Origin of the sequence: Micromonospora sp. U21 (assembly GCF_018070045.1) — a bacterium.
GTDB lineage: Bacteria > Actinomycetota > Actinomycetes > Mycobacteriales > Micromonosporaceae > Micromonospora.
The window spans coordinates 14410-29749 of the sequence record NZ_JAGPYK010000006.1; the positions used below are offsets into that span (position 1 = coordinate 14410).

12 protein-coding genes and 1 pseudogene are annotated in these 15340 nt (G+C 73.7%); 4 read left to right on the forward strand and 9 right to left on the reverse strand.

Annotated features, from left to right (window positions below; genetic code table 11):
• The first annotated feature begins 5 nt into the window (after positions 1 to 5).
• Complete coding sequence (locus KBX63_RS09655) at positions 6 to 1031, forward strand: acetylxylan esterase (protein ID WP_210910663.1); 1026 nt, start codon at positions 6 to 8, stop codon at positions 1029 to 1031.
• 12 nt (positions 1032 to 1043) lie between these two features.
• Complete coding sequence (locus tag KBX63_RS09660; RefSeq protein ID WP_374102203.1) at positions 1044 to 1910, forward strand: M15 family metallopeptidase; 867 nt, start codon at positions 1044 to 1046, stop codon at positions 1908 to 1910.
• Between the two features lie 129 nt (positions 1911 to 2039).
• On the opposite strand, the pseudogene KBX63_RS09665 reads toward KBX63_RS09660, so the two are convergent.
• Positions 2040 to 2997: pseudogene (locus KBX63_RS09665) on the reverse strand (helix-turn-helix transcriptional regulator).
• A 361-nt stretch (positions 2998 to 3358) separates the two neighbouring features.
• On the opposite strand from KBX63_RS09665, the gene KBX63_RS09670 reads away from it, so the two are divergent.
• Together KBX63_RS09670 and KBX63_RS09675 are read left to right on the forward strand one after the other, a co-directional pair.
• Positions 3359 to 5359 (forward strand): translation factor GTPase family protein, encoded by a 2001-nt coding sequence (locus tag KBX63_RS09670; RefSeq protein WP_210910664.1) that lies wholly within the window; start codon positions 3359 to 3361, stop codon positions 5357 to 5359.
• A 332-nt stretch (positions 5360 to 5691) separates the two neighbouring features.
• On the forward strand, positions 5692 to 6891 hold the full coding sequence (locus tag KBX63_RS09675) for an RtcB family protein (RefSeq protein ID WP_210910665.1): 1200 nt from the start codon (positions 5692 to 5694) through the stop codon (positions 6889 to 6891).
• Positions 6892 to 6935: 44 nt separating this feature from the next.
• Here KBX63_RS09675 and KBX63_RS09680 read toward each other — a convergent pair whose 3' ends face one another.
• The 8 genes from KBX63_RS09680 to KBX63_RS09715 form a co-directional block, all read right to left on the reverse strand.
• Positions 6936 to 7727, reverse strand: a complete 792-nt coding sequence (locus tag KBX63_RS09680) for a maleylpyruvate isomerase family mycothiol-dependent enzyme (RefSeq protein ID WP_210910666.1) — start codon at positions 7725 to 7727, stop codon at positions 6936 to 6938.
• Positions 7728 to 7785: 58 nt separating this feature from the next.
• Complete coding sequence (locus KBX63_RS09685) at positions 7786 to 9279, reverse strand: MFS transporter (protein ID WP_210910667.1); 1494 nt, start codon at positions 9277 to 9279, stop codon at positions 7786 to 7788.
• Between the two features lie 46 nt (positions 9280 to 9325).
• Positions 9326 to 9955 (reverse strand): TetR/AcrR family transcriptional regulator, encoded by a 630-nt coding sequence (locus tag KBX63_RS09690; protein ID WP_210910668.1) that lies wholly within the window; start codon positions 9953 to 9955, stop codon positions 9326 to 9328.
• Between the two features lie 149 nt (positions 9956 to 10104).
• Complete coding sequence (locus tag KBX63_RS09695) at positions 10105 to 11016, reverse strand: Gmad2 immunoglobulin-like domain-containing protein (RefSeq protein ID WP_307871670.1); 912 nt, start codon at positions 11014 to 11016, stop codon at positions 10105 to 10107.
• Positions 11013 to 12473 carry a HAMP domain-containing sensor histidine kinase gene (locus KBX63_RS09700; protein ID WP_210910669.1) on the reverse strand — a complete coding sequence of 487 codons (1461 nt, stop codon included), beginning with the start codon at positions 12471 to 12473 and terminating at the stop codon, positions 11013 to 11015. Before KBX63_RS09700 ends, KBX63_RS09695 begins: the two co-directional genes overlap by 4 nt.
• Positions 12474 to 12486: 13 nt before the next feature.
• Positions 12487 to 13167 (reverse strand): response regulator transcription factor, encoded by a 681-nt coding sequence (locus KBX63_RS09705; protein ID WP_210910670.1) that lies wholly within the window; start codon positions 13165 to 13167, stop codon positions 12487 to 12489.
• Positions 13168 to 13295: 128 nt separating this feature from the next.
• Positions 13296 to 13868, reverse strand: coding sequence for a hypothetical protein (locus tag KBX63_RS09710; RefSeq protein WP_210910671.1), 573 nt, complete (start codon positions 13866 to 13868; stop codon positions 13296 to 13298).
• A gap of 152 nt (positions 13869 to 14020) precedes the next feature.
• On the reverse strand, positions 14021 to 15283 hold the full coding sequence (locus KBX63_RS09715; RefSeq protein WP_210910672.1) for an MFS transporter: 1263 nt from the start codon (positions 15281 to 15283) through the stop codon (positions 14021 to 14023).
• Positions 15284 to 15340: the final 57 nt, after the last annotated feature.

Sequence of the window (15340 nt, forward strand, 5' to 3'; positions counted from 1 at the left end):
GCGCCGTGTACACCGACCTGCCCGAGGAGCAGCTGCGCGGCTACCGCAGCGCGGTGCGGGAGCCCGCGGACTTCGACCGGTTCTGGGCCGACACCCTGGCGGAGGCCCGGGACGCCGGCTGGCCGGTCCGGGCCGAACCCGTGGCGAGCGGGCTGGCCGGCATCGACGTGCTCGACGTGACCTTCGCGGGCTTCGCCGGCCAGCCCGTGCGGGCCTGGCTACGGGTGCCCCGTGGGGCCGGCACGGCGCTGCCGACCGTGGTCCAGTACGCCGGTTACGGCGGCGGGCGGGGGCACCCGCTGGAGAACCTGCTCTGGGCGTCGGCCGGGTTCGTGCACCTGCAGATGGACACCCGGGGGCAGGGTTCGGGCTGGAGCCGGGGCGACACCCCGGACCCGGGCGCCGCCGGACCGGAGGCGCCCGGGGTGGCCACCCGGGGCATCGCCGACCCGCGCACGTACTACTACCGGCGGCTGATCACCGACGCGGTCCGGGCGGTGGACGCCGTCCGGACCCTGCCGGTGGTGGATCCGACCCGCGTGGCGGTGCTCGGGCACAGCCAGGGCGGCGGGCTGGCGCTCGCGGCCGGCGCGCTGGCACCCGGCCTGCGGGCGGTGGTGGCGTTCGTGCCGTTCCTCTGTGACATCCCGCGTGCGGTGGTCGCCACCGACGCCCGCCCGTACCGGGAGATCCGCGACTACCTGGCGATCCACCGGGACGCCGAGGAGCGGGTGCTGACCACCCTCGCGTACGTCGACGGGGTGAACTTCGCCCGGCGCTGCCGCCGGCCGGCGCGCTACTCGGTGGCGTTGATGGACGACATCGTGCCGCCATCGACGGTCTACGCCGCCGTCAACGCCCACGCCGGCCCGACCGAGCTGTCGGTGTGGCGGTACAACGGCCACGAGGCCGGCGGCATCGACGATGACGAGGCGGCGCTGCATTTTCTCGGCGAGCACCTGGTCGAGGGCGACGGTCCGCTCAGCCGGCGGTCGGACGCTGATCCGGCGCGGAGCCTCGGCCACTCCTGATAGACAGGACGGGTGCGCAGGTCAGGACGGGTGGGCGGCGTCGCCGTGCTGGCGCTCGTCGCGCTGCTCGGCGGCTGCTCGCGGCCCGAACCGCGCCCGGCGCCGACCGTTCCGGGGCCGACCGTTCCGGCGCCGACCGCTGCGGGGTCGGCGTCGGCGAGCCCTGCGCCGTCCGCTGTCGTCCGGCTGCCGGGGTTCGTCGTGCTGTCCGACGTCGACCCCCGTATCCAGAGCGACATCCGGTACGCCACCGCGCACAACTTCGTTGGCCGGCCGATCACCGCCTACCGGGAACCGCTCTGCCTGCTCACCCGGCCGGCGGCCGAGGCGCTGCGCCGGGTCCAGGACGCCGCACTGGCCGGCGGGCACAGCCTCAAGGTGTACGACTGCTACCGCCCGCAGCCGGCGGTGGACGACTTCGTGGCCTGGGCGAAGCGCCCCGGCGAGCAGCAGACCAAGGCCGAGTTCTATCCGGACGTGGCCAAGAGCCGGCTCTTCGCCGACGGCTACATCGGGGCGCCCACCGCGCACAGCCGGGGCAGCACCCTGGACCTGACCCTGGTCGACGAGCCCGCCGCCAGCCAGCCCCCGTACGATCCCGGGCGGCCGCTGGTCGCCTGCACCGCCCCGCGCGGGCAGCGCTTCGCCGACAACAGCATCGACATGGGCACCGGCTTCGACTGCTTCGACGCCCGGTCGCACACCGCCGACCCCCGCATCACCGGCACGGCCCGGGACAACCGGCGGCTGTTACAGCGGCTGATGACCGACGCCGGGTTCGTCAACTACGACGGTGAGTGGTGGCACTACCGCTACCGCGACGAGCCGTACCCGGACACCTACTTCGCCGCGCCGGTCGCCCGCTCCTCGGTCGGCTGACGCCGGGCGGCTCACGTCCAGTAGAGGATCCGGCACGCCGGCACCCGCGCGGCCAGTTCGGCGAAGAACCATCCGCGCAGCTCGCGCTGGTACCGCAGCCGTAGACCCGTCGCAGGATCCTGCCGGTCGCTACGACACCTGAGCAGCGCGATCGAAGCGGGCGGCGACATGCGGAGTACGGCGCGCAGCTCCGGTGGGTCGAGCACGTCGAAGTCCACCTCCAGGGTGCCGAGGAAGGCGGCCAGGTTGCCCAGCGATTCCCCGCCGGTGTGCAGCATGCAGGTGTGCTCGTCGATCGCCTCCAGCAGGCCGGCTGTGGTGGGGATGCGCTGCGCCATCCGGTCGGCCGACTCGTGCAGGCGTACCCGGGCCGGTTGTGGCCACGCCGTGGAGCCGACACCGCGCAGCACGTGCGTGACGGCGTCGCCACCCGGCGGCTCCCGGGGTTCGAAGCGCGGACCGGTCGGCACCCGGGGCCGGATCCGGTCGGCGCGGAACGTCCGCCAGTCGGCCCGCTCGGTGTCCCAGCCCAGCAGGTACCACCGCCGCCCGGTGTAGACCAGCCGGTACGGCTCGACGTCCCGCACGCTGGCCGTGCCGTCGTGCCCGGCGTAGTCGAAGCGCAGCCGCTCCCGGCGGTGCACGGCGGTGGAGACGGCGGTGAGCGTGTCGGCGTCCACGGTCGGCCCACCGGCCGCGGCGGAGACGGTCGCCGTGCGCAGCGCGTCCACCCGGTGTCGCAGCCGCGACGGCAGCGCCTGCTCCAGCTTGGCCAGGGCGCGGAGCGAGGTCTCCTCGATGCCGCGTACCGAGCCGGACGCCGCCGCCCGCAGGCCGACGGCCACCGCCACCGCCTCGTCGTCGTCGAGCAGCAGTGGCGGCAGGGCGGAGCCGGCGCCGAGCCGGTAGCCACCGGCACCCCCGGGCGTGACTCGATCCGGTAGCCGAGCACCCGCAGCCGCTCGATGTCGGTGCGCACGGTGCGGGTGCTGACCGCCAGCCGGTCGGCCAGCTCCGCGCCCGACCAGTCGCGGTGGCCCTGCAACAGGGCGAGCAGGCGCAGCAGCCGCACAGAGGTCTCCATCATGCTGGCCAGTGTGCCGGAGGCCAGTTCCGACCCCGGTCGCCTGCGAGGCGGCAAGGTCCGTCAGATCGGGCGGCGGGCATCACCCGATCGAGCGTTATACCTCTGAGTCATATGTATGACCCACCGGTATAACGCTCACAGCCGCAAGGACGCCCGGCGCGGCGCCACGCCGAATCAGTGAGCTGCGCGACCGGCGCGACAACCGGTGGCCGTTCCGATGCCCCGGTTAATCGGTTGCCCGCCTACACGAGGGGCTGATGAACTCTCCGAAACCGCCACCAACCTCCAGGAGTAGCAATGCGCGCTGCGTCGATGTCCGGCCAGAAGGGACCTGTCACCTACCTGAAGGACATGACGCTTCGTGAAGACCCTCAACCTCGGCATCCTGGCGCACGTCGATGCCGGTAAGACCAGCCTGACCGAGCGGCTGCTGTACGCCGTCGGCGTGACCGACCGGCTCGGCAGCGTCGACGCGGGCAGCACCCGCACCGACTCCCTGGCGTTGGAGCGCCAACGCGGGATCACCATCCGCTCCGCCGTCGTCTCCTTCGTGCTGGACGACGTGACCGTCAACCTGATCGACACACCCGGTCACCCGGATTTCATCGCCGAGGTCGAGCGGGTGCTCGGCGTGCTCGACGGTGCGGTGCTGGTGATCTCCGCGGTGGAGGGCGTCCAACCGCAGACCCGGGTGCTGATGCGTACGCTGCGCCGGCTGCGCATCCCGACGCTGATCTTCGTTAACAAGGTCGACCGGGCCGGGGCGGATCCCGAGCGGGTGGTGCGGGCCGTCGCGGAGAAGCCGAGCCCGGCAGTGCTGGCGATGGGGTCGGTTGCGGGGCCCGGCACGCGCGACGCTCTCTGCACGCCGTACGGCCCGGCCGACGTCGACTTCACCGACCGGCTGCTCGACCTGCTCGCCGGCCACGACGAGGCGCTGCTCGCCGACTGGGTGGCGGACCCCTCGACGGTGCCGTACCCCCGGCTGCGCCGCGCGCTCGCGAACCGGACCGGCCGGGCGCTGGTCCAGCCGGTGTTCGCCGGCTCGGCCATCACCGGCGCCGGAGTGGACGCGCTGATCGCCGGGATCACCGAACTGCTGCCCACGGTCCAGGGCGACGCCGGCGCTCCGGTCTCCGGCACCGTGTTCGCCATCGAACGCGGCCCGGCGGGGGAGAAGATCGCGCTGGTCCGGCTCTTCGCCGGCACCATCCGGGTCCGAGACCGGATCCGCGTCGGCGCGACCGGCGCCGCCCTCGTCACCGCGGTACGCGTCGTCGCCGACGGCGCCGACGTCGTGGCGTCGTCGGTCGGCGCGGGCCACATCGTCCGGCTGTGGGGCCTCACGGACGCGCGGATCGGCGACCCGGTGGGCGTGGCCCCGGAGCGTGCCGGCATGGACCGCCAGTTCGCGCCGCCCACCCTGGAGACCGTCGTGGTCCCGGCCCGCCCCGCGGACCGGGTCACGATGCACGCCGCCCTGACCCAGCTCGCCGAGCAGGATCCGCTGATCAACCTCCGGCAGGACGACCGGCGACACGAGATCAGCGTCTCGCTCTACGGCGAGGTGCAGAAAGAGGTCATCCAGGCCACCCTGGCCGACGACTTCGGGGTGGCGGTGACCTTCCGGGAAACGAGCACGGTGCACGTGGAGCGGGTGTGCGGCATCGGCGCGGCGGTCGAGGTGATCGCCGTGGCGCCCAACCCGTTCCTGGCCACCGTCGGGCTGCGGGTGGCCCCGGCACCCACCGGGGCCGGCGTGAGCTTCCGGCTCGGTGTCGAGCTGGGCTCGATGCCGCCGGCGTTCTTCGTCGCCGTCGAGGAGACCGTGCACCGGACGCTGCGCCAGGGTCCGCACGGCTGGCAGGTCCCCGACTGCGAGGTGACGATGACCCACGCCGGCTACTGGGCCCGGCAGAGCCACTCCCACGGCACCTTCGACAAGAGCATGTCCAGCACCGCCGGGGACTTCCGCAACCTCACCCCGCTGGTGCTGATGACCGCCCTCACCCGGGCCGGCACCCGGGTGCACGAGCCGGTGCACCGGTTCCGGCTGGAGGTGCCGGGCGACGTCCTCGGCACCCTGCTGCCCGCGCTCGCGCGGCTGGACGCGGTGCCGGCCGACACCACCGGGCAGGGCACGTCGTACCTGGTGGAGGGGGAAATCCCGGCGGGTCGGGTGCACGCGTTGGAGCGCCGGCTGCCGGCGCTGACCCGCGGCGAGGGCGTGCTCGAGACCGCGTTCGACCGGTACCGGCCGGTGCGCGGCCCGGCCCCCACCCGGCCACGGTGGGACCACAACCCGCTGGACCGCAGGGAGTACCTGCTGGCGGTCGCCCGCCGGGTCGTCGGCGGTCGGTAGCCGGCGCGGCCGGGCCCGCCGCAATATCCATTGCGGACGCGGCCCGGCCCGCTTAGCGTCATCGGCGCAAGGTCGACCGATCAGACCGCAGGGAGCACGCCGTGTCGCAGCGCAATCGCACCGAAGCCGCCTGGCGTACGCCAGGTGCGAGTGCCGCGTTGCCCTCCGGCGTGCGGTACCGGTGTCTCGGCCGGCCCGGTCAGGGTCGGCAGCCAGGGCGGCGCCACCTCTGACACCAGCGCGTCAGGCGCCGCCGCCCACCCCCTGAGGGTCGGGCGGCTTTTTCATATCCGACGAGCTTCCGCAACCGGCACGACAACAAGGAGACCACGATGGGATTCACCCCGCTCGCCGGCACCCGGGCACCCGTCCGGGTCTGGACCGACCCGTACGCCATCGAGCCGCAGGCCGCCCGGCAGCTGCGCAACATCGGGGCGCTGCCCTGGGTGCAGGGCGTCGCCGTGATGCCGGACGTGCACTTCGGCAAGGGCGCCACGGTCGGCTCGGTCATCGCCATGCGGCAGGCGGTCTCGCCGGCCGCGGTCGGTGTCGACATCGGCTGCGGGATGTCGGCGGTGCGTACCTCGCTGACCGCCAACGACCTGCCGGACGACCTGGCCGGGCTGCGTTCGGCGATCGAGGCGACCATTCCGGTCGGCTTCGCCCAGCGGGAGAAGGCGGTGGACCCGCGTCGGGTCCGTGGCCTGGAGCAGGCCGGCTGGGACGACTTCTGGGGCCGGTTCGCCGGGCTGGACCGGCGGGTGGCGCAGCTGGAGACCCGGGCGCAGCGGCAGCTCGGCACCCTCGGCGGGGGCAACCACTTCATCGAGGTCTGCCTGGAGCAGGGTGGCGCCGACGAGGGGCGGGTGTGGCTGATGCTGCACTCCGGGTCGCGCAACATCGGCAAGGAGCTGGCCGAGCGGCACATCGGAGTGGCCCGGAAGCTGCCGCACAACGCCGACCTGCCCGACCGGGACCTGGCGGTGTTCCTCGCCGGCACGCCGGAGATGGACGCCTACCGGCGTGACCTGTGGTGGGCGCAGGAGTACGCGCGGCGCAACCGGGCCGTCATGCTGGCCCTGCTCTGCGGCGTGGTGCGTGAGCACTTCCCGCAGGTCGGTTACGACGAGCCCATCTCGTGCCACCACAACTACGTCGCCGAGGAGAGCTACGACGGGGTGGACGTGCTGGTCACCCGCAAGGGCGCGATCCGGGCCGGGCGGGGCGACCTGGGCATCATCCCCGGGTCGATGGGCACCGGGTCGTACATCGTGCGGGGTCGGGGGAACCCGGACGCGTACTGCTCGGCCTCGCACGGGGCCGGCCGGCGGATGTCGCGGGCGCAGGCCAAGCGGACCTTCAGCACGGCCGACCTGGCCACCCAGACCGCCGGCGTGGAGTGCCGCAAGGACGCCGGGGTGGTCGACGAGATCCCGGGCGCGTACAAGGACATCACCGAGGTGATGGCTCAGCAGGAGGACCTGGTGCAGGTGGTGGCGCACCTCAAGCAGGTGGTCTGCGTGAAGGGCTGACGGGGCTGCGCGGGCCGGGTTGACCGGCCCGCGCAGCACCTCGCTCAGAAGCCGGCGAAGACCCGGCGCAGGTCGTCCAGGCTCACCGGGCCGGTCGCCCGCACCCCGTCCGGGGTGTACCGAGAGCCCAGCCGCCCGGTGGCCAGCCGCAGCCAGGCCTCGGCCGGGGCGGTCAGCTCGCCGTCCGGCTGCTCCGGCGCGTCGGTCAGCTCGACGCGCTCGCCCAGCCGCAGCCCGTACGTCCGCTCGGGCTCCTGAAGCCGGACCAGCAGGGTGGCCTCCCGGCCGGCCAGCTCCTGCGGTCGGCTGGTCCACGCCAGCATGCCGCCGATCTGGTCGAGCAGCAGGGACACCGCCTCCGGTGTCACCGCCGCGAACCGGTTGAACGCCACCTCGACGTCCCACTGGTGCAGCGCGAACTCGTTCAGCCGGAACCGGCCCGCGGTGGCCACGTCGACCGGGTCCGGCAGGAAGCCGAGGTCGATCCGCAGCGAGGCCCGGCGCTCGGCGTCCAGCGCCTCGTACGCCTCGACGAGCCGCTGGTTGGCCTCGAGGAATCCGGCGGCGTGCTCGGCCGGCGCCATCGCGTCCCAGCGTTGCCAGACGCCGCGGTTGAAGTCGCCGTCCGGGCCGGGCGCGCCGGTGCTGGCGGCGGTCAGCGCCGCGAGGTTGATCTCCGCGCCGCTGCCCAGGTGGCTGAGCACCTGGGACACCTGCCACTCGCTGGCCCCCGACGGCAGAAGGAGATCGTCCTCCTTGAGGTCCCGGACGAGCGTGGCGAGCTCCTCGTGGCCCGCGCGCAGAGCGTTGATGATCTGGTCGGCAGCCGTGGACATATGTCTCCTCAACGGATTTTCGACGGTGGTCGGGACGTTACCGGACGCGTCGGTCGACTCAGCCCATGTGCACGGCGTTGCCGGCCGGGATGTCCTCCTTGCGCACCTTCACCAGGATCAGGGTGGCCAGCCCGGCGAGCACGATCAGGGCCGCGCCCCAGGCGAACGCCACGCGGTAGCCGTGCACCAGCGCCTCGATCTGGTTGGCCGGATTCGGCACGTGCGAGACCAGGTACGCGGTCACCGCGCTGGTGTACATGGTGTTCAGCAGCGCGGTGCCCAGCGAGCCGCCGATCTGCTGGGTGGCGTTGAGCGTCGCGCTGGCCGCGCCGGCGTCGTGCTCCGGCACCCCGACCAGGGCGAGGCTGGACAGCGGCACGAAGGTGAAGCCGAGACCCATGCCGAGGATGACCTGGGCGGGCAGCAGAAGGGTGAGGAACGAGGTGTCCACGTCGATCTGGGTCAGTACCAGCATGGCCACGGCGGCGAGCACGGCACCGCCGACCATCAGCGGCTTGGCGCCCACCCGGGGCATCAACTGGCTGGCGCCACCCGCCGCGATCAGCACGCCGGCGGTGACCGGCAGCGAGGCGAGCCCGGCTTCCAGCGGCTTGTACTGCAGCACCACCTGGAAGTAGAAGGTCAGGAAGAGGAACGCACCGAACAGGCCGGCGCCGATCAGCGTCGACGCGAGGTACGCCCCGCCCCGGTTGCGGTCCAGGATGATCCGCAGCGGCAGCAGCGGGTGGTTGGAGCGCAGTTCGATCATCACGAAGGCGGCGAGCAGCACCACGCCGGCGGCGATGAAACCGAGCGTCGCGGTGGCGTCCCAGCCGTCCTCGGCGGCCTTGGTGAAGCCGTACACCAGGGAGACCAGACCGGCGGTGACGACGACCGCGCCGGGCACGTCGTAGCGCGTGTTGCCGTGCGCCCGGCTCTCCGGCACCAACGGGAGGGCGAAGGCGATCGCGACGGCGGCGACCGGGATGTTGACCAGCAGGCACCAGCGCCAGTCGGCGTACTCGGTGAGCACCCCGCCGAGCAGCAGGCCGACCGCGGAACCGCCGCCGGCGATGGCGCCGTACACGGCGAACGCCTTGGCCCGCTCCGTGGCCTCGGTGAACAGGACGGTGAGCAGTGCCAGCGCGGCCGGGGCGAGCAGAGCGCCGAAGGCGCCCTGCAACGCGCGGGCGGCGAAGAGCGTCCCGCCGGTGGTGGCCAGACCGCCCAGCGCGGAGGCCAGCGCGAAGCCGGTCATCCCGACCAGGAAGGTGCGCTTGCGGCCCCAGAAGTCGGCGATCCGGCCGCCGAGCAGCAGCAGGCCGCCGAAGGCGAGCGTGTAGGCGGTGATCACCCACTGCCGGTTCGCGTCGGTGATTCCCAGGTCCGCCTGGGCCTGGGGGAGTGCGATGTTCACGATCGTGGCGTCCAGGACCACCATGAGCTGTGAGACCGCGATGACCGCCAGCGCGATCCAGCGCCGCGGGTGCGGCGCGTTCGTCGACGTCCCGGCGCCGGGCGCGCCGGGAGCGGTCGAGGTAGTTCCGGGCATGGTGAAGCCTTCCGTGTTTCGATAGGTCAGGTCGGAGCCGGTCGAGTCAGGGCTGAGACGGGCGGTCGGGCTGGTAGCGGAGCACCGGGATCAGCACCTGGTCGACGACCTGGGTGAGGAACGCGTCATCGGCGGGTAGGCCGTGCGCGACGATGCGGGACATGGTGAGCGCGGGCGCCAGGTCGTGGAACAGTTCCCGTTCGCCGGCCTCCGGCGGGATCTCGCCGCGGGCGGCGGCGCGGACCAGGATGGCGGTGCTGGCCACCCGCCCGGCTGGCAGCACCTGGTGGCGCACCAGGCGTTCCAGCTCGGGGTTGGTCCGCATGGCGAAGGTCAACGCCTGCATCAGGTCACTGTCGGCCCTGCAGATGGCGGCCGTGGCGCGCAGCAACTCGATCAGGTCGCCGCGCAGGGAGCCGGTGTCCGGCGGGTTGTGCACGCCCACGTGCCGGTCGCGCAGCGCGTCGACGACCAGTTCGGCCTTGCCGTCCCAGCGCCGGTAGATGGTGGCCTTGCTGACGTGGGCCCGGGCGGCGATGGCGTCGATGGTCGTCCGGTCGTAGCCGACCTCGCGCAGCAGGTCGATGACCACGGCGAAGAGGTCGGCGTCGGTGCACCGAGCGCCCCGGGCAGCCGGCACCCCGGTGCCCATGCCCACCTGTTGACCGCCCAGCATCCCGACCCCCCCGCGAAACGATGTCGTACTGACCCTAGTTCGCGTTCTGGTGAACGTGCAGGCTTTTATGAGTTGCGTCGCACCGGGTAGACGAAACGATTACGTTTCTGTCCGATGTCCGGCAGGTGAACCCGGTGCACAGCCCGTGCTCAGCCTCCGGAGGGCGCGAGGAGCACCGGGACGGTCACCGTGTTGATCCGGGAGCCGTCACGGGCGGACACCTCGTACACCTCGATGGTCCCGCGCTGCTCGCGGGCCGTGCGCCAGCCGACCACCACCCGATACCCGCCCCGGCAGCCGCTACCGCAGCTCGCGGTGCCGAAGCCGGTGGCCATCTCCCGGCCGGCGGCGTCCAGAACCCGGACGCTCACGGTGGCCTCGAACACGTCGGCGGTGCCGGTGACGGTGAGCGGTGCGGTGACGCGTTCGCCGACACCCGGGCCGGTGACCACGATCGGAGGCAGCAGGTCCGCGTAGGCGGCCCGGCCGACCGGGGCGCCGCCGCCGAAGCGGACCTGCCGCACGGTGGGGAACTGGGTGAGCGTCCACACCACCTGTGCCTCGCGCAGCCGCCGGCGCTCCGGCACGTCGTCGGCGGGAGGGACGGGCCCGAGCGTCGCCACGCCGTCGGCGATCCGGGTGACCTCGACGCCCGTCGGCAGCAGGGTGGCCAGCCCGGTGGCGGCCTCCGCCGGCGTGGGCCCGGCGGCCAGCTCGGTCAACGCCAGCCGGGACGTCGCCACGGTGGCCGGCCGGGTCCGGTGGGTCGGAACGAGCTGCCCGGAACGGACGTACCACAGCTCGATGGTCACCGTGTCCGGCCGTCGCGTACCGGTGCCGGACGGTGCCGGCGGGAGGCTCGGGGTGGCGGTGGGCGACGGTCGCGGTTCCGTCGACGGGGCGGGCGTCGGGTCCGGACGCGCGGTGGGTGCGGTGGCGCTCGACGGCGCCGCGGTGGGCGCCGGGCCGAGAACGCCGGATCGTGGGGTGCCGCACCCGGCGACGAGCACCGCGGCGATGAGCACCGGTGCCGCCAGCCGGGCCGCACCCCGCGGGCTCACACCGCACCGCCCGACGGCGCGGTGCGGGCCGCGCGCCCGCCGCCGGGCGGCCGTGCCGGGGCGTCGTCGTGCGGGCGGGTGGGTCCGAGGGCGGGCAGCTCCAGCCGGAACCGGCTACCCGCGCCCGGCTCGCTGTGCGCGGTCAGCACGCCACCGAGCAGGGCGGCGTGTTCCCGGGCGATGGCCAGCCCGAGCCCGCTGCCCGGCCCCGAGCGGGACGGATCGACCTTGTGAAACCGGTCGAACAGGCGCGGCAGATGCTCGGCCGGAATGCCCGGCCCCTCGTCGGTGACCTCGAACACGACCAGCGGACCCACCCCCGCCACGGTGGCCCGGATCTCGCCGCCGCCGTGCTCGACCGCGTTCGCGACCAGATTGGCCAGCACCCGCTCCAGCCGGCGCGGGTCGGTGCGCAGCGCGACCGGATCACCCGTGACCAGCACCCGCTCCGACCACCCTCGCGCCGCGACGATCCCGCGCAGCAGCGCCGGCGCGTCGACCGGCTCGACGGTCGGCCGCTCCCGGCCGGCGTCCAGCCGGGAGATCTCCATCAGGTCCTCGACCAGCCGGCGCAGCCGGACCACGTCACCGACCAGCAGCCGCGCCGCCGGCCGGGCATCGTCGGGCAGCTGGTCGAGGTGCTCCCGCAGCAACGAGGCCGCGGCCACCAGGGCCGTCACCGGGGTACGCAGCTCGTGCGCGACGTCGGCGGTGAACCGCCGCTCCCGCGCCTGCGCCGCGGAGAGCGCGGCGATCTTCGACTCGAGCGCCTCGGCCATCTCGTTGAACGACGCCGCCCAGACGCTGAACTCGTCCCGCCCGCGTACCGGCAGGCGGGTGGCGAGCAGACCCTCGGTGAGCGCCCGGGCAGCCCGGCTGGCCCGGCCCACCGGCTCCAGCGTGCGGCGGGCCAGCAGGTGCCCCACCCCGGCGGCGAGCAGCACCACCAGCACCCAGCCGGCCAGCAGCGCGGTGCGCAGCTGACCCAGGTCCGCGGCGATGTCGTCCTCGACGGTGATCACGTACAGCTCGGCGGTCGAACCGGGGATGCGGCCGCCGACCACCAGCAGCCGGGGGCGCGCCGCCGGTGCGGACCGCTGGTAGCCGAGCTGCCCGTCCGCGACCGTGGCCCGCAGCCGGGTGCCGAGCGTGGGGGCGTACGACGGGTGCGAGGGGCGGGCCGGCCCGTCGACGAGCACGACGTGCCGGCCGCTGCCCTCGAAGCTGGTGAGCAGCTCGGTGCTGCGCTGGTCGGTCAGCGGCAGGAACTGTCCGGCGAGGACGAGTTGGTAGCGGGCGTCGGCGGCGGCCTGGTGCAGTGAGGCGTCCAACCAGGACTGCCGCAGCAGCAGCCCGGTGCCCCCGGCGAGCAGGCCGGCGGAGACCCCGGCGACCAGCACGAACGCGATTGTCAGCCGGCGCCGCAGGCGGCCCGGGGGCACCGCGCGTCCGGCCATCGCCGACCTCCCGTCAGCCCGTGGACAGCTTGTAGCCGGCGCCGCGAACGGTGCGCACCAGCAGGGGGTGCGCCGGGTCGTCCTCGACCTTGGCGCGTAGTCGCTGCACCGCCACGTCGACGAGCCGCGAGTCGCCCAGGAAGCTGTGGTTCCAGACCAGGTCCAGCAGCAGTTCCCGGGTGAAGACCTGCCCGGGTCGGCGGGCCAGCTCCAGCAGCAGGCGGAACTCGGTGGCGGTCAGCGCCACCTCCCGGCCGTCCCGGCGTACCACGAAGCTGCTCGGGTCGATCTCCAGGCGGCCGACCTCGATGGTGCTCGACGCGACCGGCGCGCTCGCCCGGCGCAGCACCGAGCGAACCCGGGCCACCAGCTCGGGCAGGTCGAAGGGCTTGCGCAGGTAGTCGTCCGCGCCGCACTCCAGCCCGACAACCACGTCGAGCGTGTCGGTGCGCGCGGTCAGCATCAGGATCGGCACCTGGCTGGTACGCCGGATCTCCCGGCAGACCTCCAGGCCGTCCAGACCGGGCAGCATGACGTCGAGCACGATCAGATCGACCGGGCGGGCCCGCCACGCCGCCAGGGCCTGTCGCCCGTCGACGGCGGTGTCGACCCGGAAGCCGGCGCGGCGCAGACCGAGGGCGGTGACCTCCCGGATGGAGGCATCGTCCTCGACCACCAGCACGCGGCCCTCCATGACCTGAGGGTAGACCCGCCGCGACGGTGGGCAGCCCTGGCGAAACGGTCGGTGTCGGTGGCCCGGCCGGCCCGCGAAGGAAGGGCCCCTTCTTATCGTCAGGCGATAAGAAGGGGCCCTTCCTTCGGTCACCACCGGTGGGCCACGTCGAGGACGATCCGGCTGTGGCCGGCGGGGCCGGCCAGCACGAACGTGCGGAACGGCAGCCGGGCACGCACGCCGACCGCGAAGGTGCTGTAGCCCTCGAAGCTGCCGCCGAAGACGACGTCGCGCAGCGTCGGGTAACGCAGCAGGTTCGCGGCGTGCTCACCGACCCGGTAGGGCACGGTGCCCACGTGGGAGTCGTCGTATGCGGGGGCCCGCAGCGAGACCCGCAGCAGGGCGCCCCCGGCGGTGTACGGCGACAGCGCCAGCCCCTCGCCCTCGGTCCACGTCTCGCCGTAGCCGACCGCGTAGCCGTCCACCGGGCCGGCGAACTCGAACACCACCCGGTCGTAGCAGTCGTGTCGGCCGGTCCGCACGTCGACCAGCGGGGCACTGCTCAGCGCGCCGGCCGACTTATCCGCGCTGCCCCAGGTGATACCGCAGTACGGCGACGCGGTCGTCGCCATGGTGGTGCCCGCCGCGGCGCTGTTGCCCGCGCCGGCGACCAGCCCGGCGAGCACGACCGCCAGCGCCGTCAGTGCGCTTCTGATCCTCATCGTGGTGCCTCCGTCCGGTGTCGAGGGCCACGCCGCGGCGGCGTTGCCGGTGACCCTCTGCCGTGACCGTGGGCCCGCCCCGGCACGGCCACTTCGCCGCGGCGTAACAGGCGCGTAACGGCGGTCGATGGTGGCGACGTGGACGGTGCCGGTCAGCCGGTCACGGGTGGCCGGCGCAGCGTGCGCAGCGGTGAGCAGAACACCGGAAGCCAGGTCAGCGCGTTGGCGGCCGCGCCGACCACCAGCGCGGTGCGGACGTCCGCGTACTGGCCGAGCAGGCCGGCGGCGACCGCGCCGATGGTGAGCGCCCCGGTGAGCAGGAACCGGAAGGTGGCGTTCATCCGGCCGAGCAGGGCGTCCGGGGTGGCGCCCTGGCGCAGGCTCACCCCGATGACGTTGCCGACCCCGGTCCGCCACGCGAGTGCCAGCCAGCCGAACGCGGCCAGCCAGAGCATCGGTCCGGTGTCGATGAGCGCGACCAGCCCACCGAGCGGGGCGACGAGCAGGCCGGGCAGCCAGAGCGCGCGACCATGACCGATCCGCTCGGCGAGCGGGCGCGCGCTCAGCGCGCCGAGCAGGGCGCCGACTCCACCCACGCCCAGGAAGAGGCCGAGGGTGGCGGCCCCGAGTCCCAGCTCGCGGAGGAAGACCACCGGCAGCATGGTGGTGGTGAGCTGCATGGTCAGGTTGATGCTCGCGGTGGAGAGGGCGAGCGGGCGGAGCAGCGGGTTGTCGGAGACGTGCCGGACGCCGGCGCTGAGCTGTCGGACGAACCCGCCCGCCGCCGGAGACGGGAGCGGGCGGGGTGCGCCGGTGCGGATCCGGGCGAGGATCGCCCCGGAGACCGCGAACGTCACCGCGTCCAGCACGATCGCGACGGGCGCGGTGAGCGTCTGTACGACCAGGCCGCCGAGCCCACGTCCGGCGATCTGCATCGTCGCGTTGGTACTCATCATTAGCGAGTTGGCCGCGACCAGGCGGCTCCGGCCGACCAGTTCCGGTAGGTAGCTCTGTGCGGCCACGTCGGCGAAGACGGTGCCGACGCCGGTCAGCAGCACCACGAGGTAGAGCTGCGGGATGCTCAGCCAACCGGCCCACCACGCCACCGGCACGGACGCGACCAGAGCCGCCCGGGTCAGGTCCGCGGTGATCAGCACCGCGCGGTGCGGCAACCGGTCGACCCAGACCCCGGCCGGCAGGCCGATCAACAGGAAGGCCGCCGTGCTCAGCGCGCCGAGCAGCCCCACCTGACCGGGACTTGCCGCGAGCAGGGTCACGGCGAGCACCGGTACGGCGAGCTGGCTGACGTGGAAGCCGACGCTGTCGACGAGGGCGGCGGCGTAGAGCAGCCGGAAGGAGCGGGGCCAGCGGCCTGCCCGGTGGTCGGGAACGGTTGCGGTCGGTGCGGCGGTCATGCCGCCCACGGTGCCGGCCCCGCGGCGCGAGACCGATAGATTTGGCCCTCGTCAAAT

Bases quoted from the DNA above. Each gene is read 5' to 3' on its own strand.
- KBX63_RS09705 (WP_210910670.1), bottom strand. From the start codon at position 13,167: ATGGAGGGCCGCGTGCTGGTGGTCGAGGACGATGCCTCCATCCGGGAG.
- KBX63_RS09675 (WP_210910665.1), top strand. From the start codon at position 5,692: ATGGGATTCACCCCGCTCGCCGGCACCCGGGCACCCGTCCGGGTCTGG.
- KBX63_RS09710 (WP_210910671.1), bottom strand. From the start codon at position 13,868: ATGAGGATCAGAAGCGCACTGACGGCGCTGGCGGTCGTGCTCGCCGGG.
- KBX63_RS09680 (WP_210910666.1), bottom strand. From the start codon at position 7,727: ATGTCCACGGCTGCCGACCAGATCATCAACGCTCTGCGCGCGGGCCAC.
- KBX63_RS09715 (WP_210910672.1), bottom strand. From the start codon at position 15,283: ATGACCGCCGCACCGACCGCAACCGTTCCCGACCACCGGGCAGGCCGC.
- KBX63_RS09700 (WP_210910669.1), bottom strand. From the start codon at position 12,473: ATGGCCGGACGCGCGGTGCCCCCGGGCCGCCTGCGGCGCCGGCTGACA.
- KBX63_RS09690 (WP_210910668.1), bottom strand. From the start codon at position 9,955: ATGCTGGGCGGTCAACAGGTGGGCATGGGCACCGGGGTGCCGGCTGCC.
- KBX63_RS09685 (WP_210910667.1), bottom strand. From the start codon at position 9,279: ATGCCCGGAACTACCTCGACCGCTCCCGGCGCGCCCGGCGCCGGGACG.